The sequence below is a fragment of the Salinarimonas sp. genome (assembly GCF_046292825.1).
Taxonomy (GTDB): domain Bacteria; phylum Pseudomonadota; class Alphaproteobacteria; order Rhizobiales; family Beijerinckiaceae; genus Salinarimonas.
In genome coordinates this window covers 1-25,557 of sequence record NZ_JBKBQG010000054.1, presented here as the reverse complement: position 1 = coordinate 25,557, position 25,557 = coordinate 1, and the positions used below count along the sequence as shown (strand labels likewise).

General features: G+C 70.8%; 29 protein-coding genes and 1 pseudogene. 7 read left to right on the top strand and 23 right to left on the bottom strand.

Annotation, left to right across the window (positions count from 1 at the left end):
• Positions 1 to 237: 237 nt before the first annotated feature.
• From ACK4UM_RS18630 to ACK4UM_RS18610, 5 genes are all read right to left on the bottom strand, one after another.
• A complete protein-coding gene (locus tag ACK4UM_RS18630; protein WP_409802336.1) occupies positions 238 to 795 on the bottom strand; it encodes an HK97 family phage prohead protease in 558 nt (185 codons plus the stop codon).
• The gene (locus ACK4UM_RS18625) at positions 792 to 956 is read right to left on the bottom strand and encodes a hypothetical protein (protein ID WP_409802335.1); all 165 of its coding nucleotides are present in this window, start codon (positions 954 to 956) and stop codon (positions 792 to 794) included. The genes ACK4UM_RS18630 and ACK4UM_RS18625 overlap by 4 nt, the downstream gene beginning before the upstream one ends.
• Positions 953 to 1,189, bottom strand: coding sequence for a hypothetical protein (locus ACK4UM_RS18620; protein ID WP_409802334.1), 237 nt, complete (start codon positions 1,187 to 1,189; stop codon positions 953 to 955). The genes ACK4UM_RS18625 and ACK4UM_RS18620 overlap by 4 nt, the downstream gene beginning before the upstream one ends.
• Positions 1,186 to 2,343: a phage portal protein gene (locus ACK4UM_RS18615; protein WP_409802333.1), complete on the bottom strand. Its 1,158-nt coding sequence runs from the start codon at positions 2,341 to 2,343 to the stop codon at positions 1,186 to 1,188. The genes ACK4UM_RS18620 and ACK4UM_RS18615 overlap by 4 nt, the downstream gene beginning before the upstream one ends.
• A gap of 168 nt (positions 2,344 to 2,511) precedes the next feature.
• Positions 2,512 to 3,906, bottom strand: a complete 1,395-nt coding sequence (locus tag ACK4UM_RS18610) for a DNA-packaging protein (RefSeq protein ID WP_409802332.1) — start codon at positions 3,904 to 3,906, stop codon at positions 2,512 to 2,514.
• Between the two features lie 700 nt (positions 3,907 to 4,606).
• Between ACK4UM_RS18610 and ACK4UM_RS18605 the strand changes: the two genes are divergently transcribed.
• Positions 4,607 to 5,308 carry a Crp/Fnr family transcriptional regulator gene (locus tag ACK4UM_RS18605; RefSeq protein WP_409802331.1) on the top strand — a complete coding sequence of 234 codons (702 nt, stop codon included), beginning with the start codon at positions 4,607 to 4,609 and terminating at the stop codon, positions 5,306 to 5,308.
• On the opposite strand, the gene ACK4UM_RS18600 is transcribed toward ACK4UM_RS18605, so the two are convergent.
• Both ACK4UM_RS18600 and ACK4UM_RS18595 read right to left on the bottom strand, forming a co-directional pair.
• Positions 5,302 to 5,655 (bottom strand): tRNA-binding protein, encoded by a 354-nt coding sequence (locus tag ACK4UM_RS18600; protein WP_409802330.1) that lies wholly within the window; start codon positions 5,653 to 5,655, stop codon positions 5,302 to 5,304. The genes ACK4UM_RS18605 and ACK4UM_RS18600 overlap by 7 nt on opposite strands.
• 28 nt (positions 5,656 to 5,683) lie before the next feature.
• Positions 5,684 to 6,010: a DUF6949 family protein gene (locus tag ACK4UM_RS18595; protein ID WP_409802329.1), complete on the bottom strand. Its 327-nt coding sequence runs from the start codon at positions 6,008 to 6,010 to the stop codon at positions 5,684 to 5,686.
• A 186-nt stretch (positions 6,011 to 6,196) separates the two neighbouring features.
• On the opposite strand from ACK4UM_RS18595, the gene ACK4UM_RS18590 reads away from it, so the two are divergent.
• Complete coding sequence (locus tag ACK4UM_RS18590; protein ID WP_409802328.1) at positions 6,197 to 6,880, top strand: hypothetical protein; 684 nt, start codon at positions 6,197 to 6,199, stop codon at positions 6,878 to 6,880.
• Here the strand turns inward: ACK4UM_RS18590 and ACK4UM_RS18585 are convergent, their stop codons facing one another.
• From ACK4UM_RS18585 to ACK4UM_RS18550, 8 genes are all read right to left on the bottom strand, one after another.
• Positions 6,881 to 7,093 (bottom strand): DUF3126 family protein, encoded by a 213-nt coding sequence (locus ACK4UM_RS18585; RefSeq protein ID WP_409802327.1) that lies wholly within the window; start codon positions 7,091 to 7,093, stop codon positions 6,881 to 6,883.
• Between the two features lie 100 nt (positions 7,094 to 7,193).
• Positions 7,194 to 8,033: a serine O-acetyltransferase gene (gene cysE / locus ACK4UM_RS18580; protein WP_409802326.1), complete on the bottom strand. Its 840-nt coding sequence runs from the start codon at positions 8,031 to 8,033 to the stop codon at positions 7,194 to 7,196.
• Between the two features lie 147 nt (positions 8,034 to 8,180).
• Positions 8,181 to 8,675, bottom strand: coding sequence for a ferritin-like domain-containing protein (locus ACK4UM_RS18575; RefSeq protein WP_409802325.1), 495 nt, complete (start codon positions 8,673 to 8,675; stop codon positions 8,181 to 8,183).
• A gap of 101 nt (positions 8,676 to 8,776) precedes the next feature.
• Entirely contained in the window at positions 8,777 to 8,941 is a 165-nt protein-coding gene (locus ACK4UM_RS18570) for a hypothetical protein (RefSeq protein WP_409802324.1), read from the bottom strand.
• A 194-nt stretch (positions 8,942 to 9,135) separates the two neighbouring features.
• A complete protein-coding gene (locus tag ACK4UM_RS18565) occupies positions 9,136 to 9,450 on the bottom strand; it encodes a BrnT family toxin (protein WP_409802323.1) in 315 nt (104 codons plus the stop codon).
• A 73-nt stretch (positions 9,451 to 9,523) separates the two neighbouring features.
• Positions 9,524 to 9,952, bottom strand: a complete 429-nt coding sequence (locus ACK4UM_RS18560) for a CBS domain-containing protein (protein WP_409802322.1) — start codon at positions 9,950 to 9,952, stop codon at positions 9,524 to 9,526.
• Positions 9,953 to 10,086: 134 nt separating this feature from the next.
• Complete coding sequence (locus ACK4UM_RS18555) at positions 10,087 to 10,923, bottom strand: rhomboid family intramembrane serine protease (RefSeq protein ID WP_409802321.1); 837 nt, start codon at positions 10,921 to 10,923, stop codon at positions 10,087 to 10,089.
• A gap of 110 nt (positions 10,924 to 11,033) precedes the next feature.
• Positions 11,034 to 11,639, bottom strand: coding sequence for a 2-hydroxychromene-2-carboxylate isomerase (locus tag ACK4UM_RS18550; RefSeq protein ID WP_409802320.1), 606 nt, complete (start codon positions 11,637 to 11,639; stop codon positions 11,034 to 11,036).
• A 150-nt stretch (positions 11,640 to 11,789) separates the two neighbouring features.
• Here ACK4UM_RS18550 and ACK4UM_RS18545 point away from each other — a divergent pair, with 150 nt between their 5' ends.
• A complete protein-coding gene (locus tag ACK4UM_RS18545; protein ID WP_409802319.1) occupies positions 11,790 to 13,022 on the top strand; it encodes an argininosuccinate synthase in 1,233 nt (410 codons plus the stop codon).
• Entirely contained in the window at positions 12,937 to 13,272 is a 336-nt protein-coding gene (locus ACK4UM_RS18540; protein WP_409802338.1) for a type II toxin-antitoxin system ParD family antitoxin, read from the top strand. The genes ACK4UM_RS18545 and ACK4UM_RS18540 overlap by 86 nt, the downstream gene beginning before the upstream one ends.
• Positions 13,273 to 13,400: 128 nt before the next feature.
• On the opposite strand, the gene rpoD is transcribed toward ACK4UM_RS18540, so the two are convergent.
• Together rpoD and dnaG are read right to left on the bottom strand one after the other, a co-directional pair.
• The gene (gene rpoD / locus ACK4UM_RS18535; RefSeq protein ID WP_409802318.1) at positions 13,401 to 15,416 is read right to left on the bottom strand and encodes an RNA polymerase sigma factor RpoD; all 2,016 of its coding nucleotides are present in this window, start codon (positions 15,414 to 15,416) and stop codon (positions 13,401 to 13,403) included.
• A 244-nt stretch (positions 15,417 to 15,660) separates the two neighbouring features.
• Entirely contained in the window at positions 15,661 to 17,604 is a 1,944-nt protein-coding gene (gene dnaG / locus ACK4UM_RS18530) for a DNA primase (protein ID WP_409802317.1), read from the bottom strand.
• A gap of 124 nt (positions 17,605 to 17,728) precedes the next feature.
• Here dnaG and ACK4UM_RS18525 point away from each other — a divergent pair, with 124 nt between their 5' ends.
• Positions 17,729 to 18,265 (top strand): hypothetical protein, encoded by a 537-nt coding sequence (locus ACK4UM_RS18525; protein WP_409802316.1) that lies wholly within the window; start codon positions 17,729 to 17,731, stop codon positions 18,263 to 18,265.
• Positions 18,266 to 18,282: 17 nt separating this feature from the next.
• Here ACK4UM_RS18525 and ACK4UM_RS18520 read toward each other — a convergent pair whose 3' ends face one another.
• The 5 genes from ACK4UM_RS18520 to ACK4UM_RS18500 form a co-directional block, all read right to left on the bottom strand.
• Positions 18,283 to 18,918, bottom strand: coding sequence for a class I SAM-dependent methyltransferase (locus tag ACK4UM_RS18520; RefSeq protein ID WP_409802315.1), 636 nt, complete (start codon positions 18,916 to 18,918; stop codon positions 18,283 to 18,285).
• Between the two features lie 130 nt (positions 18,919 to 19,048).
• The gene (bchO, locus tag ACK4UM_RS18515) at positions 19,049 to 19,918 is read right to left on the bottom strand and encodes an alpha/beta fold hydrolase BchO (protein WP_409802314.1); all 870 of its coding nucleotides are present in this window, start codon (positions 19,916 to 19,918) and stop codon (positions 19,049 to 19,051) included.
• A 3-nt stretch (positions 19,919 to 19,921) separates the two neighbouring features.
• The gene (locus ACK4UM_RS18510; RefSeq protein WP_409802313.1) at positions 19,922 to 21,724 is read right to left on the bottom strand and encodes a magnesium chelatase subunit D; all 1,803 of its coding nucleotides are present in this window, start codon (positions 21,722 to 21,724) and stop codon (positions 19,922 to 19,924) included.
• Positions 21,721 to 22,767 (bottom strand): magnesium chelatase ATPase subunit I, encoded by a 1,047-nt coding sequence (gene bchI, locus ACK4UM_RS18505; RefSeq protein ID WP_409802312.1) that lies wholly within the window; start codon positions 22,765 to 22,767, stop codon positions 21,721 to 21,723. The genes ACK4UM_RS18510 and bchI overlap by 4 nt, the downstream gene beginning before the upstream one ends.
• 380 nt (positions 22,768 to 23,147) lie before the next feature.
• Positions 23,148 to 23,336 carry a DUF3008 family protein gene (locus ACK4UM_RS18500; protein ID WP_409802311.1) on the bottom strand — a complete coding sequence of 63 codons (189 nt, stop codon included), beginning with the start codon at positions 23,334 to 23,336 and terminating at the stop codon, positions 23,148 to 23,150.
• Between the two features lie 469 nt (positions 23,337 to 23,805).
• Between ACK4UM_RS18500 and ACK4UM_RS18495 the strand changes: the two genes are divergently transcribed.
• Positions 23,806 to 24,438 carry a class I SAM-dependent methyltransferase gene (locus tag ACK4UM_RS18495; RefSeq protein WP_409802310.1) on the top strand — a complete coding sequence of 211 codons (633 nt, stop codon included), beginning with the start codon at positions 23,806 to 23,808 and terminating at the stop codon, positions 24,436 to 24,438.
• A gap of 67 nt (positions 24,439 to 24,505) precedes the next feature.
• Here ACK4UM_RS18495 and ACK4UM_RS18490 read toward each other — a convergent pair whose 3' ends face one another.
• Positions 24,506 to 25,105 carry a superoxide dismutase gene (locus ACK4UM_RS18490; RefSeq protein ID WP_409802337.1) on the bottom strand — a complete coding sequence of 200 codons (600 nt, stop codon included), beginning with the start codon at positions 25,103 to 25,105 and terminating at the stop codon, positions 24,506 to 24,508.
• A gap of 260 nt (positions 25,106 to 25,365) precedes the next feature.
• Here ACK4UM_RS18490 and ACK4UM_RS18485 point away from each other — a divergent pair.
• A pseudogene (locus tag ACK4UM_RS18485) lies at positions 25,366 to 25,557 on the top strand (hypothetical protein); the annotation flags it as partial.

The window sequence follows — 25,557 nt, the reverse complement described above, 5'->3', positions numbered from 1 at the left end:
CGCCGCTTCGCGGGGGGAGGGGAATTCCGTCGCGTCCTGCATCGAACGTCGCGCGAGGCGATCGGCGCAAAGAAGGATTCCGACGCAAACGCCCCCTCCCCCCGCGAAGCGGCGGGGAGGGATAAAGGGTGGGGGGCGGTCGGGCGTGTGAAGCGGGTCGACAGGCATGCTCGGCCCATCCGCCGGAACGCCCCCGCGAACCACCCCACAAGCCCCACCACCCCCACCCCTAACCTCTCACGCGCACGGATGCGCCACCGGCGGGAACAGCCGCGCCGCGGCCCGGCGGATCGTCTCCGCGAGGCTGCCCGGCAGGCTCTTCACCGTGCCGACGCGGGCGGCGGGCAGCATGGGGAAGGTGACGATCGAGATCTCCCACAAATCGACCTCGTGCAGGAGCCGCTGCCCCCGCACCGCCCCGCCGGAGCCCGCCTTCACCACGCGATAGCCGATCGAGAGCCCGTCGACCCCGCCCTCGCGCATCAGCGCGTGGATCTCGCGGGCGCGGGCGACCGCGAGATTGAGCCGCCCGCGCACGAACAGCCCCCGCGCGTCCTCGCAGAGCGCGAGCCAGGTGCCGATCGGCTCGCCCGGATCGTGCTGCCAGAGCATCCGCACGCCGCGTGCGCCGCGCGTCGCGAGGCTCTTCGCGAAGGCGCCTGGCATCACCACGTCGCAAGCGAGGTCGGCGATGCCGAAGAGGCTCGCATAGCCTTCGAACAGGCCCGTCTCGCTCACCTTGTGAGGCTTGTGGGGGAGGAGCTTCACCTCCAGATTGGCGCGCCGCGCGCTCATCGTGCCCCCTCCCCCGACATCGGCCGGCGGCGCTGCGCGCACAGGCGCTCGAGATTGGCGAGGAAGGCGGCGAGCACCCGCGCCGCGTCGGGCGCGTTCTCCGGCCGCTCGCGCGGGGGCGGCGGCTGGCTCGTGGACGGGGACCTGAACAGACCGATCATCGCTCGTCTCCGGAAAAGCGTTTGTTGAAGCGTGCGAGCTCGCGCACGAAATCGTCGAAGCGCCGCGACGCGGCTTGCGCCTCGCGCATCAGGAGGAAGGCGAAGCCCGTCGCCGCGAGCGCCCAGGCGAGGAGCGCGAGATGGGCGAGGTCGCCGCGGCTGACGACGGCGTCGATCAGGCGCTCGATCGTCCCAGAGAGGCCCGGCGGGTCGTACGGATAGGGCGCGCTCACGCCCGCCTCCCGTAGCCGAGCGCCTCGCGCTTCTCGTCGTCCGAGAGGAAGCCCGCCGCGCTCACCCGCCGCCAGAGCGATTCCCGCTCGTCCGAGAGCGCCTCGATCGCGTCGAGATCGGGTTCGAGCCGCAGATCCGCGCCGAAGCCGGGCGCGAGCCAGAGCGAGAGGGCATCGAGCGTGCGCTTGGCGAGCGGGATCACGGTCTGGCGGTAGAAGGCGCGGTTGGCTTCCGCGTAATTGGCGAGCGTCGCGTCGCCGGGGAGCCCGAGCAGCAGCGGCGGCACGCCGAAGGCGAGCGCGATCTCGCGCGCCGCCGCCGCCTTCGCCTGCACGAAATCCATCTCCTTGGGCGAGAGCGCGAGCGGCTTCCAGTCGAGCCCGCCCTCGAGCAGCATCGGCCGCCCCGCGTTGCGCGCGCCCTGATAGGTCTCCTCGAGCTCGGCCTTGAGCCGCGTGAACTGCGCGTCCGACACCGCCGCCTCGCCCGCGAAGACGAGGGCGCCGGAGGGCCGGGCGGCATTGTCGAGAAGCGCCTTGTTCCAGGCGCTCGCCGCGTTGTGGATGTCGAGCGCGGCGGCCGCCGCCTCCATCGGCGAGAGGCCGTAATGGTCGTCGGTCGGGTGGAACAGGGTCAGGTGCAGGATCGGCGGGACGTCCTCCTCGCCGATCGAGAACCGCACCACCTGGCCGCCGACCTGGTATTCGAACGCAGCCGGCCAGCCGTTCGCGCCGGGCACGACGCGCATCCGGTCGGGCCGCAGCGCGTGCAGCTCGCGCACCCGCCCGTCGATCGCGGCCGCCTCCAGATAGGCGTTGCCCGAGACGAGCAGGTGCCCGAACACCCCCTCCAGGAAGCGCCCGCCGTCCTCGCGCGGATTGGGCCGGCGCAGGAGATCGAGGAGCGGATGCGCGTCGCGCGCCAGCCCGTTCTCCAGAAGGCTCACCGGCAGCGCCGCCGCGGCCTCGGCGACGAGCCGCACGCAGCGATGCACGACGGCGTTCTTCTGGTAGCCCTCGCGGGCGAGCGCCGCATAATCGCGCGGCGTCCAGACCCGCCGCCCCGCATGATAGAACGCGACCGCCGCCGCCGCCCGCGACGCCTTTCGCCCCGGCGCCGCGAGATGCGCCAGGCGTTCGAGAAAGCCGAGCATGTGAGGACTCCTGAAAAAAATCCCTCCCCGGAGGGGAGGGTGGCCTCGGAGCGAAGCGAACGAGGTCGGGTGGGGCCCGACGTTCGCAGGACATCCTCGACCCGGGCCCCACCCGGCCGTTCTCGCTCACGCTCGAACGTCCACCCTCCCCTCCGGGGAGGGATTTCCTCACACGATCCGCATCCGCGGCTCCCCTCCCCTGCCCTGAAGCGCGAGATGCGTGATCGCCCACACCAGCGCGTCCAGCCGATCCGGCGAACGCCCGGAGGACAGCCCCGTCGGCCCGAAATCCGTCATCTCGTCCTCGAGCGCGGGAAACACCCCGCAATGGCGCACGCGCCCCTGCGCGTACAGAACCGCCACCGGCTCCGCGCGCATGTGCTTGCCGCGGGTCGCGCGCACGCTGACCACTGCGACGCTCGGGTCCACCTCGCGGATGACGGCGGTCGCCATCTCGCCGCCCTGGTTGACCTCGACGACGAGGGCGTCCGCCTCGAGCCGGTGGTAGAGCAGGCTCGCGCGTGCCGCCCAGGCCTGCGGCGAGAGGCCGGACGCGCTCTCGTCGGCGACGACGTGGCAGATGCCGGAAGCATCGATTCCCGCCGCCACGATCCCGCAGGCATCCGCCCCCTTGCGCGAGGTCGCCGGCGGGTCGACCGCCACCGCGATGCGTCGCAGAGGCGGCGCGCGATCCTCGCGCAGAGCCTCGATCGCGGCGCGCGTCCAGAGCGCGTCGGCGCGGTCCTCGATCAGCTCCCCGTCGAGCTCCTGGCGGCCGAGCGCCGTGCCGGCATAGCGATCCACCACCGCCTGCAGGAAGGCGGGCGCGAGATTGCCGGCATTCGCCGCCGTCGAGGCGCGCGAGAGCGCGACCCGCTGGTCGGCGAGGAGGCGGCGCACGAGCGGGATCGCGCGCGGGGTCGTCGTCACCACCTCGCGCGGGCGCTCGCCGAGCCGCAGCCCGAATTGCAATTGGTCCCAGGCGGCGTCGGCGTGGCGCCATTTGCCGAGCTCGTCCACCCAGGCCGCCTCGAATTGCGGCCCGCGCAGGCTCTCGGGGTCCTCCGCCGAGAAGGCGAGCGCGACCGCGCCCGTCTGCGGCCATTCGAGCCGCCGGCGCGTCGCCGTCCAGATCGGCCGCTCGCCGGGCGGGTGGATCGCGAGCAGCCCCGAGGGCCCGTCGATCATCACGTCGCGCACGTCCGCGAAGGTCTCGCCGACGAGCGCGATCGAGCCGACCGGTCTGCGCGTCAGCCAGGGCAGCCCCGCGACCATGCCGCGGATCCATTCGGCGCCGGTGCGCGTCTTGCCCGCCCCGCGCCCGCCGAGCACGAGCCAGACCGTCCAGCTCGACCCGTCGCGGGCACGCAGCGGCGGCAGCTGGTCGTCGCGCGCGGCGATCGGCCAGGCGGGCTCGGCCGCCTCACCCCGAACCAGGCGGCGGACGCTCCTCGAATAGAGGTTCCAGATCGCCTCGGTCTCCGCCGGGCTCGCCGCCGCGTTCAATCTCGCGCGCAACGCGATCAGCCAGCGCATGTGCCGCTCGGACGTCCACAGCCGCATCGGCACCCTCTTCCGGATGGGTCTCGCGCGCCGCGGCGGCGAGCTGCCGCTCGAGCGCGACGAGTTCCTTGAGGCATCGCGTCAGATCGCCGACGATCCGCGCGGTGACCCGCGGATCCTCCTCCCCCTCGGGACCCGAGAGCCGCGCCAGCCGCTCCGCGACGAAGCCGCGCAGGCCCCGCGCGAGCGCGAGCCCGTCGGGCTCCGCAGCCGCGTCGGCGCGGTCGGTCGATGAAGCTGCCGGTTGCAGGATGTGTGCTCGCCGTCGGTCCGGGCGGTCGCCGGGTTACTATCGTCGCTCGCTCGCCCTCACATCCGATGATCGGCTGAGGAGATCCAGGCGCAAAACTCCAGCGTGCTTATCTTCTATCAGGCAAGCGTCACGCTGTCAATCTCTCGTCATCGGCGGCTCCATTCGGGCGACTACCTATGCGCGCACCCGTCAGGTGACGCAGCGCGCGACGCGAGACACTCGACAAAAATCCGAGATGCTTGTCGGTATTTTGTTGCCCTACACCTGCCAATTGTTGTCTTAAGGTGTCTCCGGCATCGGCGGCGGGGTTGATCCCGCTCCGATCACGCACGGCAAGCAGATAAACCACCGGTGGCGCGGGACATGGGCAGCGACGGGGCATTTCCTCATCACGGGCGCACGGGCGGCTCGCGCCAGATCCTGCGCTTGAGCGACGACGAGAACCGTTTGCTCGTCGCTCTTCCCCAGCGGGAGCAAGACCTCCTCAAACGCGACCTCGTCGCCTGCGCGCTCCTGCGCGGGGACGTGCTGCACGAGGCCGGGGGCGAGGTCGAGCACGTCTACTTCCCCCAAAGCGGCGTCGCGGCGCTCGTTGCCGTCATGGAGGACGGCGCCGCCGTCGAGATGGCGACGATCGGCCGCGAAGGCATTGTCGGCTTCTCGACCGCCGAACCGACGGGGGCCTTCGCCCGCTGCGTGGTCCAGATCCCCGGCCGCGCGCGGCGAATCCCGATCGACCGCTTCCGCGCGGTCTACGCCGAAAGCCCCGCTCTGCGCGCGCTCGTCGAGCGCTATCGCGAGGCGCTCGCCTGCCAAGTGATGCAGACCGTCGCCTGCAACGCGCTCCACGGCGTCGAGCAGCGATTCTGCCGTTGGCTCCTCACCTGCCGCGACCGCACGGGCGGCAACGTCGTCCCGCTGACGCAGGAGGCGATGGCGGAGATGCTCGGCGTGCAGCGCACCACCGTCACCGCGGCCGCGCGCAGCCTGCAGGACCAGGGGCTGATTCGGTATCGGCGCGGGCTCATCGAATGCGTCGATCTCGCGGGGCTCGAGGCCGCCTCCTGCGAATGCTATCGCGTGGTCCGCGCGCGCTTCGAGGCGCTGCTGCCCTCCACCTACGGCGATCCGCCGCAGGCCGGTCAGTAGAGGCGCCCGCCGATCGGCACCGCCTGCGACGGCTCGATCAGCACCACCTCGCCGTCCTCGTCGGGCACGCCGAGCGTCAGCACCTGCGACATGAACTTGCCGATCTGCCGCGGCGGAAAATTCACGACCGCAAGCACCAGGCGGCCCGGCAGCTCGTCGAGCGTGTAATGGCGGGTGATCTGCGCCGAGGAGCGCCGCGTGCCGATCTCCGGACCGAAATCGATCGTCAGCTTGTAGGCGGGCTTGCGCGCCTCCGGGAAGGGCTCGGCGGCGACGATTCGCCCGACGCGCACGTCGACCCGCAGGAAATCGTCGAAGGTGATCGTCTGCGCCGGCTCGCCGCTCATCCCGGGTCCTCCTCCTGGCATCCGCTCCTCAAGAGCCGATCATGCGCGCGATGTCCAGGATGAGATGGCCCGAGGCGAGGCTCCAGAAGCCGGCGATCGCGCTCGCGGCGACGACGAAGGGGACCGGCCGACGCTCGAATCGGCGCCCGCGCACGGTGTTGCGCAGGATGATGAACGGCGCGCTCACCGCGATCAGCGGGACGCTGGCGATCGCCGCGATGCCGCCGCCGCGCAGGAGCGCGAAGCTCGCGCGACGATGGGTGACGAGTTCGAAGGCGCTCGCCGTCAGGCCCGCCGCGGCGAGGCCGGTGGCCAGCGCGAGGAGGCTCGCGATCGTGGTCGGGTCGAGGCTCATCGGCTTGCTCCGCGGATCGAGCGTTGCGTCGAGACCGCAGCGGGCACCGCCGCGCGTCCCGTTCCGGCGCAGCGATCATCTCAGAGCCTTTACCGCTCGTTAAGCACGAATGGTCGACAAGGTTAACGGCATCGCCCAGCTCGCGACCCGATCGTTTCCCGAAGGATTGTGCCGGAGGACCGCGCCATGCCTCTCGCCAGCCCCCGCGCCGCCCGCCGCGACGCCGCGCATCCCGCGATCCGCTACCGCTCGATCGGCCTCCCCGCCGGCCTGTTCGCGGCGAGCCTCGTCGCGGGGCTGACCGCCCTCGCGCTGTGGTCGCGCACGTTGATCGCGGTAGAGGCGGCGACCCCGCCGCAGACCGTCGAATGGGCGATCGCGGACCGCCGCATCGCCGTCCCTCGCGCGTGGGTCGTGGCCGTCCCGCGCGGCGCCTCGGCCGACCGGCTCGCGCTGCACGCCCCGCTCGGTGCCTTCCTGGGCCGCGACGATATCGACCCCGATCTCGCGATCGGTCTCTCGATCGCCCGCGCCGACGACGCCCTGCCGCCGTCCGATCGGCCGGCGATGCTCTACGGGCGCTTTCTGGTGAGCGGCGCGCGCACGACGCCCGACGGGCTCGTCGAGCGCAGCTTCGCGCCCGGCACGCCCTACGAGGGGGAGACGCTCCACCTCGCCCCGCCGCAGGGGCGCAGCTTCTCCGCGCGCTGCCTCGAGCCGAAGGCGGGGGCGCAGGTGATGCTCCCCTGCCTCGCCGAAATCCGCCGCGCGGGCCTCGACGCGCAGGTCAGGCTGCCGCGCGAGGCGCTCGGGCACTGGACCCGCATCGTCGCGGAGGTCGATACCCTGCTGACGCAGGGGACGCGCTGATCACTCCTCGAGATCGGTGTCGAGGATCGCCATCTGGAACTGGAACGAGCGGTCCTCGTCCTCGTCGTCGACGAAGAGGACGCCGATGAATTCCTCGCCCACATAGACCTCGGCCGAATCGGTCTTCTTCGGGCGCGCGCGCACGCTGATCGAATGGTTGGCGAAGGTGCGCCGCAGATAGCGCTCGATCTTGGCGATTTCGGTCTTGTCCACTTCGATCCTCGTTCGTTGTCGCAGGCGCGGGCAGGGATGACACGATGCGCGCGCGCCCGCAAGCCGAGCCGGGCCGCCGTCACGGCGGCCGCGCCGCGGCTCACTTGCCCGCGAGGCCCTCGTTGAGGATCTGGTCCATCGTCCGCGCTGGCTCCGCGCAGCCGGCCTCGCCGACGACCTTCGCCGGCACGCCCGCGACCGTCGTGCAGGGCGGCACGTCCTTGAGCACGACCGAGCCCGAGGCAACCCGCGCGCATTGTCCGACCTCGATATTGCCGAGGATCTTCGCGCCCGCGCCGATCAGGACGCCGCGCCGGATCTTCGGATGCCGGTCCCCGCGCACCTTGCCGGTCCCCCCCAGCGTCACCCCCTGGAGGATCGAGACGTCGTCGTCGATCACCGCGGTCGAGCCGACGACGAGCCCCGTCGCGTGGTCGAGGAAGAGCCCGCGCCCGATCCGGGCGGCCGGGTGGATGTCGGTCTGGAACACCTCCGAGGAGACGCTCTGCAGGTAGAGCGCGAAATCCTGCCGGCCCTGGTGCCAGAGCCAATGCGCGAGCCGGTGCGTCTGGAGCGCGTGGAAGCCCTTGAAGTAGAGCATCGGCTCGATCAGGCGGGTGCAGGCGGGGTCGCGATCGGCGACCGCGAGGATGTCGGCGCGGAACGCCTGGCCGATCTCCGGCTCGCGTCGCAGCGCCTCGCGATAGGTCTGGGCGATCAGGTCGGCGGAGAGCGCCGGATGGGCGAGCCGCGCGGCGACGCGGTGGATCACCGCCTCTTCGAGCGAGGAATGGTTGAGGATGCTCGTCAGGACGAAATTCGTGAGCGACGGCTCGGAGGCGACGACGGTCTCCGCCTCCCCCCGCGCCCGGGCCCAGACCGGGTCGACGGTCCCGACCACGGGGTCGATCTCGTTCGTGCGCAAACGCGGCTGGCTCATCGTCGTCGTGTCCCGTTCTCGCGGCGCAGGCAGGGCGCCCGTCGGGGGGAGATAGGCGCGGCGGGCGCGCCCTTCACCCCCTCGCGCGGTGCGATCATGCCAGACCCCGCGGCGATCGTCACCCGTGCCTTGCGCCGCCGTCGGGAATCAGTCGTCGTCGTCGTGCTTGGCGACGTCGGAGACCTGGCGCGAGACGTAGAGCTGCTCGCCCATCAGCTCCATCAGGTGGAACTGCGTCTCGACGAAGTCGATATGCTCCTCCTCGTCCGCCAGGATCGCGCGGAACAGGTCGAAGGTACCGAGATCGCCCGCCTCGCGCGCCTCGCGGGCGGCGTGGTCGTAATAGGAGCGCGCCTCGAGCTCCATCTTCAGCTGCGTCTGGTAGACGTCGCGGATCGACCGGTCCTGGCCGATCGGATCGAGCGTGCTCACGTCGGCCTCGCCCTCGAGGAAGAGGATGCGCTCGAGGAAGGCCTTGGCGTGCTCGCGCTCCTCCTCGATCTCCGCCTCCATGCGCGCGGCGAGCACGTCGAGACCCCAATCCTCAAGCTTGGCCGCCTGCAGCAGGTAGGTGTTGATCGTCGTCAGCTCCATCGTCAGCGCGCGCTGGAGATGGCGCAGGGAAACGTCGGGTCCCTTCATGGAAATCGCTCCTCTCGCGTGGGAAATGCTCGCGGGAGGAACGTGACTGCGCCCGGCACCGTTCCGGCATGCGCCGCCGTGTCGCTCGCGTGGGGAGTGGGTCAGGGCGCGTCGCTGGAGAGAGCGCGCCGGACGAGGTCGGGATCGGCGGCGATGACCTTCAGATACGACACGAGCACGATGTCGTCCGCCGCCCGCCCGTCCTCGATGTCCTGCAGACGTAGCGGATCGATCCTGTAGGCTTCTGCGAAGGCAGCTCGGCTCATGCCGCTGCGCTCCTGCGCTTTGCGCGCCGTCCGCGATGCCCGCGCGCGCTCCAATTGCTCGTCGTCGAGCTCAGGGCAATCGCCATCTTCGGCTGCGAGGCGTTCGACCGTCTCCTCACTCGCCGCGGCGAAGGACTTGCGCCTCTCGTTCGAGGAGCGCGGGCGGCGAGCCGCGAGATCGGCCAGCGTCTTTTTCACTGTAGCCATCGTCTGTTACTCGCTTCTTCTATATCGCCGTTATAGGCTCGCCTCTCGCGCCTGCTGGCCCGCCTAGCCGAGATTATTCGACAGGATTGCCCGCGCATCGTGCAGCTCACGACCAAGACCACCGTGTCGACCGCCCCGATTACGTTCGTCCGCTCTTCGCCGTAGTCGCTCCGATTGTCGATCACGACCAGCCGCTCAGGGTCCTTGAACACGTCGATTGCATCCTCGAAGGCAATGCCGTGCTTGACCACGTTCGCCGCGGCTTTCTGGTCGTCCCACTCGAACGAGCTCGGTGTGTTCATCGCCGGATGGTATGAATTGCTCCGTCAATCCATCAACCATCCCTTGATTGCGCCGCAGCGCCCGCGGGACCCATCACCCCGCGATATACTCCTTCAAAGCCTGCGTCTCCGCCTCGATCGCGGCGAGGCGGTGCTTGACGACGTCGCCGATGGAGACGATGCCCGCAAGGCGGCCGTCGACGAGGATCGGAACGTGGCGGAACTTGCCGGTGGTCATGATCTCCATGAGATCGTCCATCGGCGTCTCGGGCACGCTCGTGATCACGTCGCGCGTCATGTAGGCCGAGACCGGCGCCTCGAGCGCCTTCGCCCCCTCGCGCGCGACGGCGCGGACGATGTCGCGCTCGGACAGGATGCCACCGACGCGCGCGCCGTCCTCGCTCACCACCACCGCGCCGATTCGCCTCTGGGCGAGGAGCTGGGCGGCCTCGGCGAGGCTGCGGGCGGGGGCGATCGTCACGACCTGACCGCCCTTCTCGGATAGCACGTGCTTGACCGTCATCGCGTTTCCTCCTCCTCGCGCGCGAATCCGCGCGCCTCTCCCCGGCCTCCTGGCGGCCCGACGGCGTGGGCGCTTCTCGCGGCGCCCGCTCCCGCTCGGCTCGTCATCCAGGATGGAAGAGGCGACGCTCGAATTCAAGCGAAGGGATTTGCCCGATCGTCGCGGCGGCGCGGGCCCGAATCGACGAGGGGGAACAGGAACAGGCCCGCGAGAAAGCCGCCGATATGCGCCTCCCAGGCGATGCCGCCGTCGACGAGCCCGAGCGGCGTCGCCGCGACGCCGAACACGAGGTTGATCGCGAACCAGATGCCGATGAACACCATCGCCGGTCGGTTGGCGAGCATCTCGACGAGGGAGAGACGCGGCAGGAGGTGGGCCGGCCGGCTCGCGAAGCCGAGCCCGCCGCCGGGCGTGAAGGCGAATCGCGCGGCGGCCGCCATCATGCCCGACACCGCCGCCGAGGCGCCGATCATCGGCACGACCTCGTAGAAGTGGCTCCACCAATGCGCGAGCGCGCCCGCAACCGCGCAGACGAGGGCGAGCGCGAGGAAGCGCGCCGTGCCGATCCGCCGCGCCACCGGCGAGCCGAAGGCGGCGAGCCAGACCACGTTGAGCCCGACATGCAGCCAGGATCCGTGCAGGAGGGCGTAGGTGACGAGCGTCCAGGGCGCGTCCGACGCCGTCGCCAGCACGTAGCGGGCGAAGGCGAGATCGCGCGCGATGTCCCCCGCGCCGGTCGCGACGAGGTTCTCCGCGACGACGCGCACCGCCTCCTCGTCGAGCCCGATCGTCCACGCGGCCGGCACGAAGCCGAAGCGGAGCACGACGTCGAAGGAGGCTTGCGGATCGAGAAAGCCGAGGAAGGCGTGGATCGCGAACAGGAGCGCGCCGGAGACGAGCACCACGGTCGGCAGGTTGAAGGCCGGCTCGCGCCGCGGGGGCGGCGGGCCGGCACTGGGATCGGGCAGCATCGGGTCTCCCTGGCGGGGCGGCACAGCCCCGTTGTCGGCACTCGCGCGCCCGCTTTCAAGACCCCGCGCCGTCGATCTCCCTGCGGCGGTTACGCCCGCGCCCCGCGCCCTCAGCGCCCCGTCGCCCAGGCGAGCGCGGTCTCGAGCCGGTCGTTGCCCCAGAACATCTCGCCGTCCTCGGTGAAGAAGGTCGGCGCGCCGAAGACGCCGCGCGTGCGCGCTTCCTCGTTGACCGCGCGCAGCCGGGTCTTGACGCCCTCGGCGCTCGCCGCCTTGAGGGCGGCGTCGCCGTCGAGCCCGATCGAGGTCGCGATCGCGGCGACGGCGGAGGGTTCCTCGATCGAGCGCCCCTCGCCGTATTCCGCCGAGAAGACCGCGCGCACGAACGCCCCGCACCACGGCTGATCGGCGCCCGAGAGCGCGACGCGGGCGGCCGAGAGCGTGTTCTGCGGGAAGGGCGACGGCCGCTGGAAGGGCAGCCCCAGCCGCCCCGCCTCGCGCTCGACGTCGCGCCACATGTAGCGGCCCTTCACCGGGTAGAGGTTGAAGGGCGAGGAGGTCCAGCCCATCGCCTGGAAGATCGGCCCCAGCAGGAACGGCCGGTAGCGCACCTCGACCTCCGCCGCCTCGGCCAGGGGCTCGATGCGCATCGCGGACAAGTAGGCGTAGGTGGAGGCGAAATCGAACCAGAATTCCAGGACGGGGCGACGAGCCATGGGGGCGAACCTCGGGGGCAGGCTTGAGTGTGAGCATGAGGCAGAGGCGTCCGCCGCGCGAGCGGTTGCGCGCGCCGTCCACCGCTTTATAAACGCGCCGTCCCACCTCGCCGTCATGATGTCGGCGAAAAAAAGTCCGAGACTCGACCCATGACCGAGAAGCGTGTGAACAAGGTCGTCCTCGCCTATTCCGGCGGCCTCGACACCTCCATCATCCTCAAGTGGCTCCAGACCACCTACGGCTGCGAGGTGGTGACCTTCACCGCCGATCTCGGCCAGGGCGAGGAGCTCGAGCCGGCGCGCAAGAAGGCCGAGCTCCTCGGCATCAAGCCGGAGAACATCCACATCGAGGACCTGCGCGAGGAATTCGTGCGGGACTACGTGTTCCCGATGTTCCGCGCCAACGCCGTCTACGAGGGCGTCTATCTGCTCGGCACCTCGATCGCGCGCCCGCTGATCGCCAAGCGCCAGATCGAGATCGCCGAGATGACCGGCGCCGACGCCGTCTGCCACGGCGCCACCGGCAAGGGCAACGACCAGGTGCGCTTCGAGCTCGGCTATTACGCGTTGAAGCCCGACGTCACCGTCATCGCGCCCTGGCGCGAATGGGACCTGCGCTCGCGCGAGCAGCTCATCGCCTTTGCCGAGGCCCACCAGATCCCGATCGCCAAGGACAAGCGCGGCGAGGCGCCCTTCTCCGTCGACGCGAACCTCCTGCACACCTCCTCCGAGGGCAAGGTGCTCGAAGACCCCGCGCAGGAGGTGCCGGACTACGTCTTCTCGCGCACCGTCTCCCCCGAGGACGCGCCCGACACGCCCACCGTCATCACCGTCGGCTTCGAGCGCGGCGACGCGGTCTCGATCGACGGGCAGGCCCTCTCGCCGGCGACCCTGCTCGCGCGCCTCAACGATCTCGGCCGCGAGAACGGCATCGGCCGGCTCGATCTTGTCGAGAACCGGTTCGTCGGCATGAAGAGCCGCGGCATGTACGAGACGCCCGGCGGCACCATCCTCTCGGTCGCCCATCGCGCCATCGAATCGATCACGCTCGACCGCGGCGCCGCCCACCTCAAGGACGAGCTCGCCCCGCGTTACGCCGAGCTCGTCTACAACGGCTTCTGGTTCTCGCCCGAGCGCGAGATGCTCCAGGCGCTCGTCGACAAGAGCCAGGAGCACGTCACCGGCACGGTCCGCCTCAAGCTCTACAAGGGCGGCGTCCACGTGATCGGCCGCGAGAGCCCCTATTCCCTCTACGACCAGGACCTCGTCACCTTCGAGGAAGGCGCGGTCGCCTACGATCACCGCGACGCGGCGGGCTTCATCAAGCTCAACGCGCTGCGCCTGCGCACGCTCGCGCAGCGGCGCAAGAAGATGGGCGGGTGAGGGAGGGGGCCGGCGTCGGCATTGCCGACGCCGCTGCGGCTTCGATGCGATCCTCGTCGCTCGCGCCGTCGCGGACGGCCGCTATCGCACGCCTTCCGAAGCGGTTCACGCCGCCCTCAGTTTTCTTGCAGAGGAAGACGAGGCATTGCGGCGTCTTCGCGAGGCCATCGCCGAGGGCGAGGCGAGCGGGTATGACGACGCCCCGTTCGACGTCGATCGCTTTCTCGACTCCGTGCGGCGCGAGCAGTGACCCGTCGCATCAGACTGTCTCGTCGAGCAGAAGCCGCGTCCGTATCCTGCACCAGAGAATGAACCCCAGTCGCGCGCGGGGTTGAAGAGCCCCCGCACGCAACGGAACCTCGATCGGGCTCGAGCGCCTCAATTATCCAAGAAGCTCCGCAGCTTCCGGCTCCGCGACGGGTGCTTGAGCTTCCGCAACGCCTTCGCCTCGATCTGGCGGATGCGCTCGCGGGTCACGGAGAATTGCTGGCCGACTTCTTCGAGCGTGTGGTCGGTGTTCATGCCGATGCCGAAGCGCATGCGCAGCACGCGCTCCTCGCGCGGGGTGAGCGAGGCGAGGACGCGGGTCGTGGTCTCGCGCAGGTTCGACTGGATGGCCGCATCGATCGGCAGGATCGCGTTCTTGTCCTCGATGAAATCGCCCAGATGCGAATCCTCCTCGTCGCCGATCGGCGTCTCGAGAGAGATGGGCTCCTTGGCGATCTTGAGGACCTTGCGCACCTTCTCGAGCGGCATCGCCAGCTTCTCGGCGAGCTCTTCGGGCGTCGGCTCGCGGCCGATCTCGTGCAGCATCTGGCGCGAGGTGCGCACGATCTTGTTGATCGTCTCGATCATGTGCACGGGAATGCGGATCGTGCGGGCCTGGTCGGCGATCGAGCGGGTGATCGCCTGCCGGATCCACCAGGTGGCGTAGGTCGAGAACTTGTAGCCGCGGCGATACTCGAACTTGTCGACCGCCTTCATCAGGCCGATATTGCCCTCCTGGATGAGGTCCAGGAATTGCAGGCCTCGGTTCGTGTATTTCTTCGCGATCGAGATCACGAGACGCAGGTTCGCCTCGATCATCTCCTTCTTTGCCTGCCGCGCCTCGCGCTCGCCCTTCTGAACCATGGCGACGATCTTACGGAATTCCGAGATCTCGAGCCCGGTCTCGGAGGCGAGCGACTGGATCGATTCGCGCAGGGCGTGGATGTTGTCCTTGCCGTGGGCGACGAATTCCCGCCAGCCGCGCCCGCCGAGCTTGGAGACGCGCAGCACCCATTTCGGGTCGAGCTCGTAGCCCTGGTAATTGCGCAGGAAGTCCTCGCGCGCGACGCCGTAGCTCTCGGCGAGACGCATCAGCCGGCCCTCGTAGGACATCAGCCGCTTGTTGATGTCGTAGAGCTGCTCGACGAGCGCGTCGATGCGGTTCTGGTTGAGCGACAGCGACTTGACGTCGGTGACGATCTCCTCCTTGAGCTTCTTGTACTTGCGCTCCTGGGAGGGGGTCAGCTGCGAGTTCTGCATGCGCTGCTCGACATGCTCGAGCTGGAGGCGGCGCAGCTTCTTGTAATTGTCGGCGATGCGGTCGAACGTCTCGAGCACGCGCGGCTTGAGCTCGGCCTCCATGGCGGAGAGCGAGACGTTGTTCTCCATGTCGTCGTCGTCGAGATCGCCCTCGGGGGGAGCGGCGCCCTCGGGGCCGGCCTCGCCGTCGCCGCGGGCGGGCGCCTCGACGCTCTCCTCGCTCTCCTCGCCCTCGGCGCCCTCGCCCATCTTGACGCCGCCACGGCCTTCCGGCCCGGCATAGGTCGCCTCGAGATCGATGATGTCGCGCAGGAGGACCCGGCCCTCGACGAGCTCGTCGCGCCAGATGATGATCGCCTGGAAGGTGAGCGGGCTCTCGCAGAGCCCGGCGATCATCGCCTCGCGACCGGCCTCGATGCGCTTGGCGATGGCGATCTCGCCCTCGCGCGACAGGAGCTCGACCGAGCCCATCTCGCGCAGATACATGCGCACCGGGTCGTCGGTGCGATCCGTCGGCTCGCGCGTGGTCTCCGCGCGCGTCGCCACGGCGCGGGAGGGTTGCGCGGCCTCGACGAGATCTCCGCCGTCGGCCTCCTCCTCGCCGTCCTCCGAGGCGGCCTCGTCGGCCTCCTCGTTGTCGACCACGTTGATGCCCATCTCGGAGAGCTGGCCGAGCACGTCCTCGATCTGCTCGGACGAGAACTCGTCGGGCGGCAGCACCGAGTTCAGCTCGTCGTAGGTCACCCAGCCCCGCTTGCGGGCGGCCTTGATCATCCGCTTGACGGCGGCATCGGTCAGGTCGAGCAGCGGACCGTCGGTCGTCTGCTCGGGAGCCGTCTCGGTCGTCTCAGTGGTCTTGGTGGCCATTCACATCTTATCCCACGCGTAGGGGTCGCACGCCGCGGCAGGCGCACCCGGCCGGAGACCGTCGCCTCCGTCTCGCCGGCCGCGCAGCATAACCGCACCGCCTTGTCGGAGCGTTAACCAAGTACGTCCGACAGCAACCAGGATAAGGCCGCGGCGCCCCCGACGCGGCCTCGCTCGTCTCGTTCTCTTCACCGGACCCGTCGCGCTCTCGCCCACGCTCCGCGGCCCAACCCCCTCCGACACCTCACCCGTCCTCGCGCTGCGCTTCCGCACCTTCGAGGGACGACAATTGGAGCTGAACCTCCCGCAGCCAGGCGAGGTTCGCCTCCGTGTCGTCTTCGGCGAGCGCCCGCTCGGCCGCTCGGAGTTCCGTATGTAGCGTGTGCGCCCGCCGATGCAAGATGATCGCCTGCCGAACCGCGTCCTCGACGCGGATCGGATCGGCGAAGGGATCGACGATCCAGCGCAAGGAGGGGATGATCCGCTCCGCGAGCGCCGTGCGGGCGGCGTCGAGCCCGTCGCGGGCGAGCCGCGCCTCCACGATCTCCGGCGCGAGCGCGGCATGGTGGGCGCAGGCGTCGACGAGCGCCTGCTGCAGCGCGCGCGCCTCGCGGCTCTCGAAATCGAGCGCGGCGAGCGTCTCGACCTCGCTCTCGAGCAGGCGGGTGTGGCTCGCGAAGGCGCAGACGATCGCCGCCTCGCGGGGATGCGCGGCGGGGGCCACGCCCTCCTCGGGCTTTGCGAACAGGCTCGTGCTCAACAGGACCGAGCTCGGCCGGTAGCCCGCGGGCACGCGCGCGCTCGCCGGTTCGCCGAAGCGCCCTCCCCCGCGCCCCGCGCCGAAACCGCCGCCGCGACCGTTGCCGCTTCCCGCGCCGGCATAGCGCCCCCCGCCGCCGCCGCGATCGCCGCCGCGCTGCGTGCCGAAGGCCTCGCGCAGGCGCCCGAGCATGTCCTCGCGATAATAGCGCTGCAGCGTCTCGTCCTTGATCGCGCGCACGCTCGTCATCAGGCGCCGCTCCAGCGCCGCGCGCTCCTCCGGCGTCGCGACGGGGCCCGCCTCGAGCTCGCGCGCCCAGAGCATGTCGACGAGGGGAAGCGCCGCGCCGAGCACCCGCTCGATCGCGGCCGCTCCGCCGGCGCGCGCGAGATCGTCCGGGTCCTGCCCCTCGGGCAGCATCGCAAAGCGCAGGGACTTGCCGACCGGCAGCGCCGGCAGCGCCGTGTCGAGCGCGCGGAAGGCGGCGCGCCGGCCGGCCTTGTCGCCGTCGAAGCAGAGAATCGGAACATCCGCCATCCGCCACAGGAGCGCGAGCTGCTCCTCGGTCATCGCCGTGCCGAGGGGGGCGACGGTGTTGGGGAAGCCCGCGACCGACATCGCGATCACGTCGACATAGCCCTCGACCGCGATCACGCTGCCGCGCTCGTGCGCCGCCTTGCGGGCCGCATGCGCGTTGTAGAGCATCGCGCCCTTGTGGAAGAGCGGCGTCTCGGGCGAGTTGAGGTACTTCGCCGGCACGTCGGCGGCGAGCGCGCGCCCGCCGAAGGCGACGACGCGGCCCTTCAGATCCGTGATGGGGAACATCAGCCGATCGCGGAAGCGGTCGAAGGGCACGTTGACGTCATCCCCGGTGACGAGGAGCCCCGCCTCGACCATCAGCGAGACCTCGACGTCCTTGCCCGCGAGATGGTCGCGCAGCGCGTAGCGGTCGGCGGGCGCGTAGCCGAGGCGGAAGCGCCCGCGCACGCTCTCCGTCAGCCCGCGCCGCTCGCAATAGTCGCGCGCCTTGCCGCCGCGCCGCCCCGAAAGCTCCCCCTCGAAGAAGGCGGCGGCGAGCTCCATCACGCCGTAGAGGTCGTGCCGGCGCTTCTCGCGAACGGGATCGACGGCTTGCGCCTTCGGCAGCGTGACGCCCGCCTGCGCCGCGAGCCGCTCGACCGCCTCGGGGAAGGACAGCCCCTCCACCTCCATCGCGAAATCGAACACGTCCCCGTGCCGCCCGGACGAGAAGCAATGGTAGAAGCCCTTCTGATCGTTGACGAAGAAGGAGGGCGACTTCTCCGGATTGAAGGGCGACAGCCCCTTCCACTCGCGCCCCGCGCGCTTCAGCTGCACGCGCTTGCCCACGACTTCCGAGACGGGAAGCCGGGCACGAATCTCGTCGAGAATCTCGGGCGGGTAGCGCATGGCCCCTCTATATCAGATGCCGAGCGGCTTGCGCCGGCCCCTGCGACGCGGGCATGGTCGGCGCGGTCCTTGCAGGCGAGGCTTGCGGGAATTGCGGGGATAACGGGGATTTCGGGGCGAGGACATGGGTGAGGCCAAGCGCAAGGTGCTCTCGGGGGCGCGCATCTCGCATTGTCGGACGTGCACGCTCTGCTGCACGCTCCCCGACATCGCCGCCCTCGACAAGCCGATGTACGTCCCCTGCCGGCACATCGCGAATCAAGGCTGCGGCGTGTTCGGGCAGCCCGAGCGGCCAGCGACCTGCCGCGCCTACGAATGCGCCCATCTCTCCGCGCGCCTGACCAACGCGCCCGACCGCCACCGCATCCCTCACCCCCTCGAAGCCGGCGCCTATTTCCACAAGGACCCGGTGGAGCGCGCCTTCGTCCTCTTCGTCGACCCCGCCCGCCCGGAGATCTGGAAGCGCTCGGGGATCGTCGCCTATCTGCGCCCCTTCGTCGCCGAGGGCTACGCGCTCCTGATCCTCGACCGCGGCCGGCGGATGACGATCCGCAGCCTCTTCCATTTCGAGGAGGTGTTGAAGATGGACTACGTCGCCTTCGCCGACGCCCAGGGCATGCCCAAGGACATCCCCACCTTCGCCGATCCCGCGCGCGCCTGAGGGCTTACGCCCTCGGCTCACGTCCGCCGCGCGACGATGAAGGGCCGCGCGTCGCGCCCGCGCGTGGCGTGGCGCTCGCAGGCGAGGATCTCGAAGCCCGCAGCAGCGATCGCCGCCTGCAAGATCGGCGCGTCGAGGATCGCCACGTGGGGCGCGAGCCCCACGAGCCGCATCGGGGGGATGGCGAGCCGCAGGAGCGGGCTCATCTCGCCGACGCAGCCCGTCTTCGACACGAACAGCCCTCCCGGCTTCGTCAGCGCGCGAACGGCACCGAGCGTCGCCGGCAGATCGCGCACGAGATGCAGCACGTTGAAGGCGAGGACGACGTCGAACGCGTGCCCCTCCGCCGCGAGCGCCTCGGCCGTCGCCCGCCGGAAGCGCAGGCCGGGGAGCGGGGTCGCCTGCGCCTTCTCCTGCGCGATCGCGATCATGCGCGCGGAGAAATCGGTCGCGAGATAGGCGCCCGCCGACGCGGCGAGCGCGAGCGCCGTCGTCCCCGTCCCGCAGCCGAGCTCGAGCACGTCGGCACCTTCCCCGAGAAGGCCGCGCGTGCGCTCGAGCGAGCGCTCGTAGCCCGCCATGTCCTTGATCGGGTCGCGCGCGTACTTGGCCGCGATCTTGTCCCAGAACGCCTCGTCGCTCGCTGGGCCCATGTCCGTCTCCCCGTCGGATCCCGGAATCGCCGGAGATCGCACGACGTTCATACACCCACGCACGAGGCAGTTCGACCGGCTCCATGCGCTCCTCGGAGAAGCGCAGCCGGAGCGCCCTCCACCCCACCTCTCACCCCACCTCCCCCCAAAACCCCTCCACCAACCCAGCGACCGCCTCCGGGGCCTCCTCGTGGGCGACGTGGCCGAGCCGCGGCAGGTGCTCGAGGCGGGCGTGGCGGACGAGGGCGCGCACGCGGCGCGAATCGAGGGGCGGCACCGCCCTGTCGCGCTCGCCGACGACGAGGAGGAGCGGCGTGGAAAGCCGCGTCAGATCCTCGACGAGGGCGTCGAGATTCCAATGCGCCATCATCGCGAGCGCGCCCGCGACGTGGCCCGGGCTCGCGATCGCGCGGGCATAGAGCGCGACGCCCGCCGCGTCGAGCCGCGAGCCGGTCTGGGCAAGGAGCCGCTCCACGCTCGCCGCATCCGCGCCCGCCGCGAAGAGGCGCGGCACGAAGGGGTTGATCACGAGGAGCTTGGCGAGCGGCGAGAACACGCGCCCCGCGAAGCCCTCGAAGGGCATGATGGCCGCGTTCACCCCCACGATCCCGCGCGGCGCGAGCAGCCCGTCGAGCGCCGCGCGCACCAGGATCGCCGCGCCCGCCGAATGGCCGAGCGCCAGCGCGGGCGCGGCCCCGAGCGCCCCCATCAGCTCGGCGATCCCGCGCGCCACCGCCGGCAGGGTCGGCGGGTGCGGGGCGGGGTCGGAAAAACCGTGGCCGGGCAGGTCGCAGGCGATCACGTCGAAGCGGCGCGCGAGGATCGGCATCAGGTCGCGGAAGGAATGCGTCGTCGCCGCCGTGCCGTGGACGAGGAGGAGGACCGGCCCCTCCCCCATCCGCTGGACGTGCCAGCGCATGCCCGCCGCCTCGACGAAGGCGCTCGCGTCCGCGTTCGGCCACGTCGCGCGCTCGCGCGAAAAGTCGAGCCGCGCGGGCATGGCTCAGCGCGCCGGCGGCAGCGCCGCGGAGACCGCGGCGGACAGGCTCGCGGCGTTGCACAGCGGCAGAGCGAGATAGGCCGCGCCCATCGCCTGCGCCACCTCGCGGGCGAGCGGCTGGCTCGTGCGGGCGATGTCGACGAGGAGCGCCGGCGTGCCGAGCGCGCACACCCCCCGCGCGGCCGACAGCGCGTCCTCCCGCGCCCGCTCGCGGCCGGGCTCGCCGTCGCGGGCGATGTTGGCGCGCCCGTCGGTGAGGATCACGATCGCGGGGCTCTCGCCGCGCCGCGCAAGCGTCTCGGCGAGGGTGGCAGCCGCCGCGATCCCTGCGGCGAGCGGCGTCGCGCCCCCGCCCGGCAGCGCGGCGAGGCCGCGTTTGGCGCGCGCGAGCGAGCGGGTCGGTTCGAGCAGGAGCTCGGCCTCGCGCCCTCGGAAGGCGAGGAGCGCCACCCGGTCGCGCCGCACATAGGCTTCCGCGAGCATCAATTCGACCGCGCCCTTGGCTTCCGCGAGCCGGCTCAGCGCCGCCGATCCGGAGGCGTCGACGGCGAAGATCGTGGTGCGGCGGCTGACCGGCTTGCGGACGCAGACGCGGAAATCGTCCTTCGTGACGAGGACGCGCGGCGCCCCCCCACTCTCGCGACCGCGTCGCCTCAAGCTCTGCCAGGGTGCGGCGACGCGCAGCGTCGAGACGAGATCGAGCCGCGCTCCGCGCTTCGGCGCGCCTGCCCGGACGCCGGCGGGGCGACCGCGCGTGCCGGGCCGCGCGCGCCCGCTCTCGGCGCCCCGCCCGCGCCCGGCGCGCTCCCCCGCTCGCGCCGCGAGCAGGCGTGCGAGCGTCTCAGGCGGCAGAGCCGCGCGGGCGGCGGCGATCAGCATGGCCTCCAGCGCCTCCGCCGAGGGGGGCTCCTCGTCCTCGCGGGCATCCGCGGAAGCGTCCTCGGGTTCGGGAGGCGGCTCATCGGGCTCGGGCCGATCGGGCTCGTCCTCCGGCGCGGGCGGCTCCTCCCGTTCCTCCTCGACGGCGTCCGGCGGAAAGAAGCGGGCGCGCGGCGCGAGGACGAGCCGGAAGGCTTCCGTCAGGTCGCTCTCCTCCACGATCGCCCGCCCGGCGAGAGCGGCGGCCGCGCGGGCGGCGCGCAGAGCGAGCAGCGGCGCGCGCAGCGATGCCACGCCGACCGACGCCGCGGCGCCGCACAACGCCGCGAGGCCCTCGTCGGCGATCTCGACGCGCGCCACGAGCGCCCGCGCCGCCGCGATCGCGCGCCCGTCTATCCCGGGATCCGCCGTCTCGCGGATCGAGACGCCGGTCAGATCGACGAGGAAGCCGAGCCGGTCGAGGAGCGCGTCGGGCGGGCGTTCGTCCTCCGCCGCGCCTTCGTCAAAGGCGACGATGCCGATATGCGTCTCGAGCCGCGCGGCGAGGCCCTCGCGCTCGAGGCGCACCTCGCGCCCGTCGAGCACGGCGGCGATGCGGCCGGCGACGGCGCCCGGCAGGCGCTCGGCCATCGCGAGGATCACGAGCCCGCCATCCGCTTCCGCCAGAAGCCCCCGCCCGATCACCGGGCGACCCGCCTTCAACGTCGCGGCGAGATCGAGCCCGCCGATGAGGCGATCGTCGTCGATGCCCGCGGGCGCGCGCCGGATCGGCGTGCCCTCCGGCAGGAGGTGGCGCAGGAGCGCGAGCCAGCGCTCGCGCACCGGTCCCGCGCCTGCGCGCAGCGAGATGCCGTGGAGCCCGATCGGGTCGACCGCGAGGAGCGCCGCCGCACGCGCCGCATCCTCCCAGGCGCCGGCCGCGCTCACCGCGCGGCCTCGGGAAGAACCTCCGCGAGCGCGCGCTCGACGCGCACCCCCGAGCCCGAATCGTCGAGCGGGTTGCGGCGCAGGCGGTGGCGCAGGGCCGAGGGCGCGATGGCGCGCAGAGCGTCGAGCCCGACCTCCTCCGCTCCCTCGATCGCCGCGAGCGCGCGGGCGGCGCGCACGAGCACGATCTCGCCGCGAAGCCCGTCGGTGCCGAGCGCCATGCACAGCCGCGCCGCTCCCTCCAGCGTCGCGTCGGGCACCGCGATGTCGGGCAGCCGCGCGCGGGCGGCGGCGATCTTGCGCCGGAGCGCGGCGTCGGCCTCCGCGAAGCGCGCGACGAAGCCCGCCGGATCGCGCTCGAAGGCGTCGCGCCGCTTCACGATCTCGACGCGCAAGCCCACGTCCTGCGGCGTCGAGACGTCCACCGACAGCCCGAAGCGGTCGAGGAGCTGCGGGCGCAACTCGCCCTCCTCCGGATTGCCGGAGCCGACGAGCACGAAGCGCGCCGGATGGCGCACCGAGAGCCCCTCGCGCTCCACCACGTTCTCGCCCGAGGCGGCGACGTCGAGGAGGAGGTCGACGAGATGGTCCTCGAGGAGGTTTACCTCGTCGATATAGAGAAAGCCGCGATGGGCGCGGGCGAGAAGCCCCGCCTCGAACGCCTTCTCGCCGCTCGCGATCGCCCGCTCGAGATCGAGCGCGCCGACGACGCGGTCCTCGGTCGCGCCGAGCGGCAGGTCGACGACGGGGACCGGCACCTCCTCCACCTTCAGCGCGGCGCCCGCGACCTCGCGCGCATGCGCGGCGCAGGAGGCCGAGCAGGCGCCGCGCGGGGCGGCCGGATCGCAATTGTAGGGGCAGCCGGCGACGACCTTCATCGGCGGCAGGAGCGAGGCGAGCGCGCGCACCGCGGTCGACTTGCCCGTGCCGCGATCGCCGAAGACGAGCACGCCGCCCACCGACTGGTCCACCGCCGCGATCTCGAGCGCGCGCTTCATCTCGTCCTGGCCGACGATGGCGGAGAAGGGATAGACAGGCCGCATACGGGGCTCCCGGTTGCGCGCACGGGCTGTGACCCCCGCCGCCTCGATCACCGAGGCTAGCCGATCCTGCGCGCCTCCGACAATTCGCGCAACCCCCGACCTGACACTCTCGCCTGTCGAGGATAGTGGACAGCGAAGGTACTCAGAGCGAGATAATTGCTCCCCCCGTCATTCCGGGGCGCGAAGCGAGCCCGGAACCCAGAACCCCGACGCTCGTTCGAGCGCGCATGCGCGCTCGCTCCGCAATCCAGGCCCACGGACACGTCGAACGACGCAGCCTACAGGCTGCTCGTCAAAGGTCGGGAGTCTGGGTTCCGGGCTTGGCTATCGCGCCCCGGAATGACGCCGAAAACGGCACCAGGCGAGAGAAATCCGAACGCTCAATCCTTCGCCGCCTTCTCCGGCAGCTCGTCGCGCTTCACGGAGGCCATCTCCTCGAGCTTGTCCTCGCTCATCGTTTCGACCATCGAGCGGGAGGCGCCCTTCAGCTTCGATTTCGGCATGTCCCCGCGCTTCGCCGCGAGCGCGGCACCCGCCGCCTTCTGCTGCTTCTGCGATTTCGCCGGCATGATTCGCTCCTTCGAACGGGTCTCGCGAGAAAACGCGCGGGCGGCGCGCGCGGTTCGGGACCCGGGCGCGGGCCCGCTACCTGAAGATGTTCTCGAGCGCTGATCCGAGGTCGTTCGATGCGGAGGCCATCGCCCCGCGCGCCGCTGGCGCGGATCGTCATCATGTCGGCCAAATCGTCGGGCGTCTTCCCCTCCGGAAACGATCATCCGAATCGCCGAGGCGCCGTCCTCGGCGACATCGCGCACCATCACAGCCCGCAGCCAGGCGGCGCATCGGCATCTTCGCCGGGTGCCGCCGGTGACGATTCGTGCCGCCGAGGCCAAGAGTAATCGTTAGTTTAGGCCGCTAATAATACGAACATCCCGACGATTAAAAAGTATTCAGGCAAAATTTTACAATAGAAATCCGGAACCGTCTCGCTTCGATCACGTTCATCGCCCACGATAGACTTACGGAGGCGAAATGAGGGTGTCAGGTATCCTGTCCGTCGCGCGCGGAGAGAGCGGCCACGTCCGCGGCTTCTGGCGGTTGAAGCGCCTGCTCGCGCGTCTCGGCTACGACGAGCGCAATTGGCTGCGGGTGAGGCAGATCGAGGCCTTCGAGGCCTTCCTGCGCGGCCGGGCCGAGACCGCCACCGCGCTCGAGATCTCGCCGGGCTGGAACAGCCATTGGCGCAAGCTCCCGTGGCGGAGCTACGCAAGCGTCGAATACCCGGTTTTCGACATCTGCCGCGACGTCACCGGCGAGCGCTACGACGTCGTCATCGCCGACCAGGTGCTCGAGCACGTGGCGCGCCCGGTCCAGGCCGCGGCGAACATCCGGCAGATGCTGCGTCCGGGCGGCGTCGCGCTCGTCGCGATGCCCTTCCTCTTCCGGGTGCATGCACGCCCGCACGACTACACCCGCTGGACGCCGGCCGGCCTCAGGCAGGGCCTCGTCGATGCGGGCTTTTCCGCCGAGCGCATCCATGTCGAGGCGTGGGGCAACCGCGCCTGCGCGCGCGCCCATCTCGGCGGCGAGGTCAAGCCCTACGGATTCTGGCGCGACATGCGCAATGAGGACGAGTACCCGCTCATGGTCTGGGCTTTCGCCGAGCCGTGAGATCCAAGAAAAAAGCGGCGGAGCGCCAGGCTCCGCCGCTTCGTCGATCTCACCGAGACCGAACGCCTCAGAGGCCCGCCTCCTTGGCGAGCTTCTCGACGTATTCCCAGTTCACCAGGTGGTCGACGAAGGCCTTGATGTAATCGGGCCGGCGGTTGCGATAGTCGATGTAGTAGGAATGCTCCCACACGTCGCAGCCGAGGATCGGCACGGCGCCGTGGACGAGCGGGCTCTCGCCGTTGGGCGTCTTCATGATGGCGAGGCGGCCGTCCTTGACCGCGATCCAGCACCAGCCCGAGCCGAACTGCCCGACGCCCGCCGCGACGAAGTCCTCCTTCATCTTGTCGACGCCGCCGAGATCCTCGACGATCTTCTTCTCGAGCATGCCCGGAATGGCGCCGCCGCCATTGGGCTTCATCCAGTTCCAGAAATGGAGGTGGTTGTAGTGCTGGCCGGCATTGTTGAACAGCGCCTGATTCGTGCCGTAGGAGCCCTTGACGACCTCCTCCAGCGACTTGCCGGCGAGCTCCGAGCCCTCGAGCAGCTTGTTGCCCGTGTTCACGTAGGCGGCATGGTGCTTGTCGTGGTGATATTCCAGCGTCTCGGCCGACATGTAGGGCGAGAGCGCGTCGTAGGCGTAGGGCAGATCGGGAAGCTTGAAGGACATCATACCTCTCCTCGGGCTCCGGTGGGAATTCCTGTCGAGCGGCCCGCGCACCGGGCGCGCCGCGCATCGCGCCTCTAACTAAGCCCGACGCGGGCATCCGGCAACCGGCAGGGTCGTGCGCGGCGCGTCCTGAACGGTTTTCGCGTCAGGCCTGCATTCCTGGACTGGACCTGAAGGCCATAACCTGCGTTCATTGTGAAGAGCCCCGCTCGTGACGCAGATCAACGGCCGAGCGGGGTCCGAGTTCGCGAAGGAGTGCCATGATCGTCGCCCTCATCGTCCTCGCCGTCGCGATGATCGTCGGCGGCGTCGCCGCGATCGTCGCCGGCTCGGAAATCATACTCATCGAGCGCGGCTGGATGCTCGTGGTCTCGGGAAGCGTGCTCGCCACCGGCGGCCTCGTCGTGGCGGCGATCGCGATCGCCGCGCGCGCGCTGAGCGGGCCGCTCGAG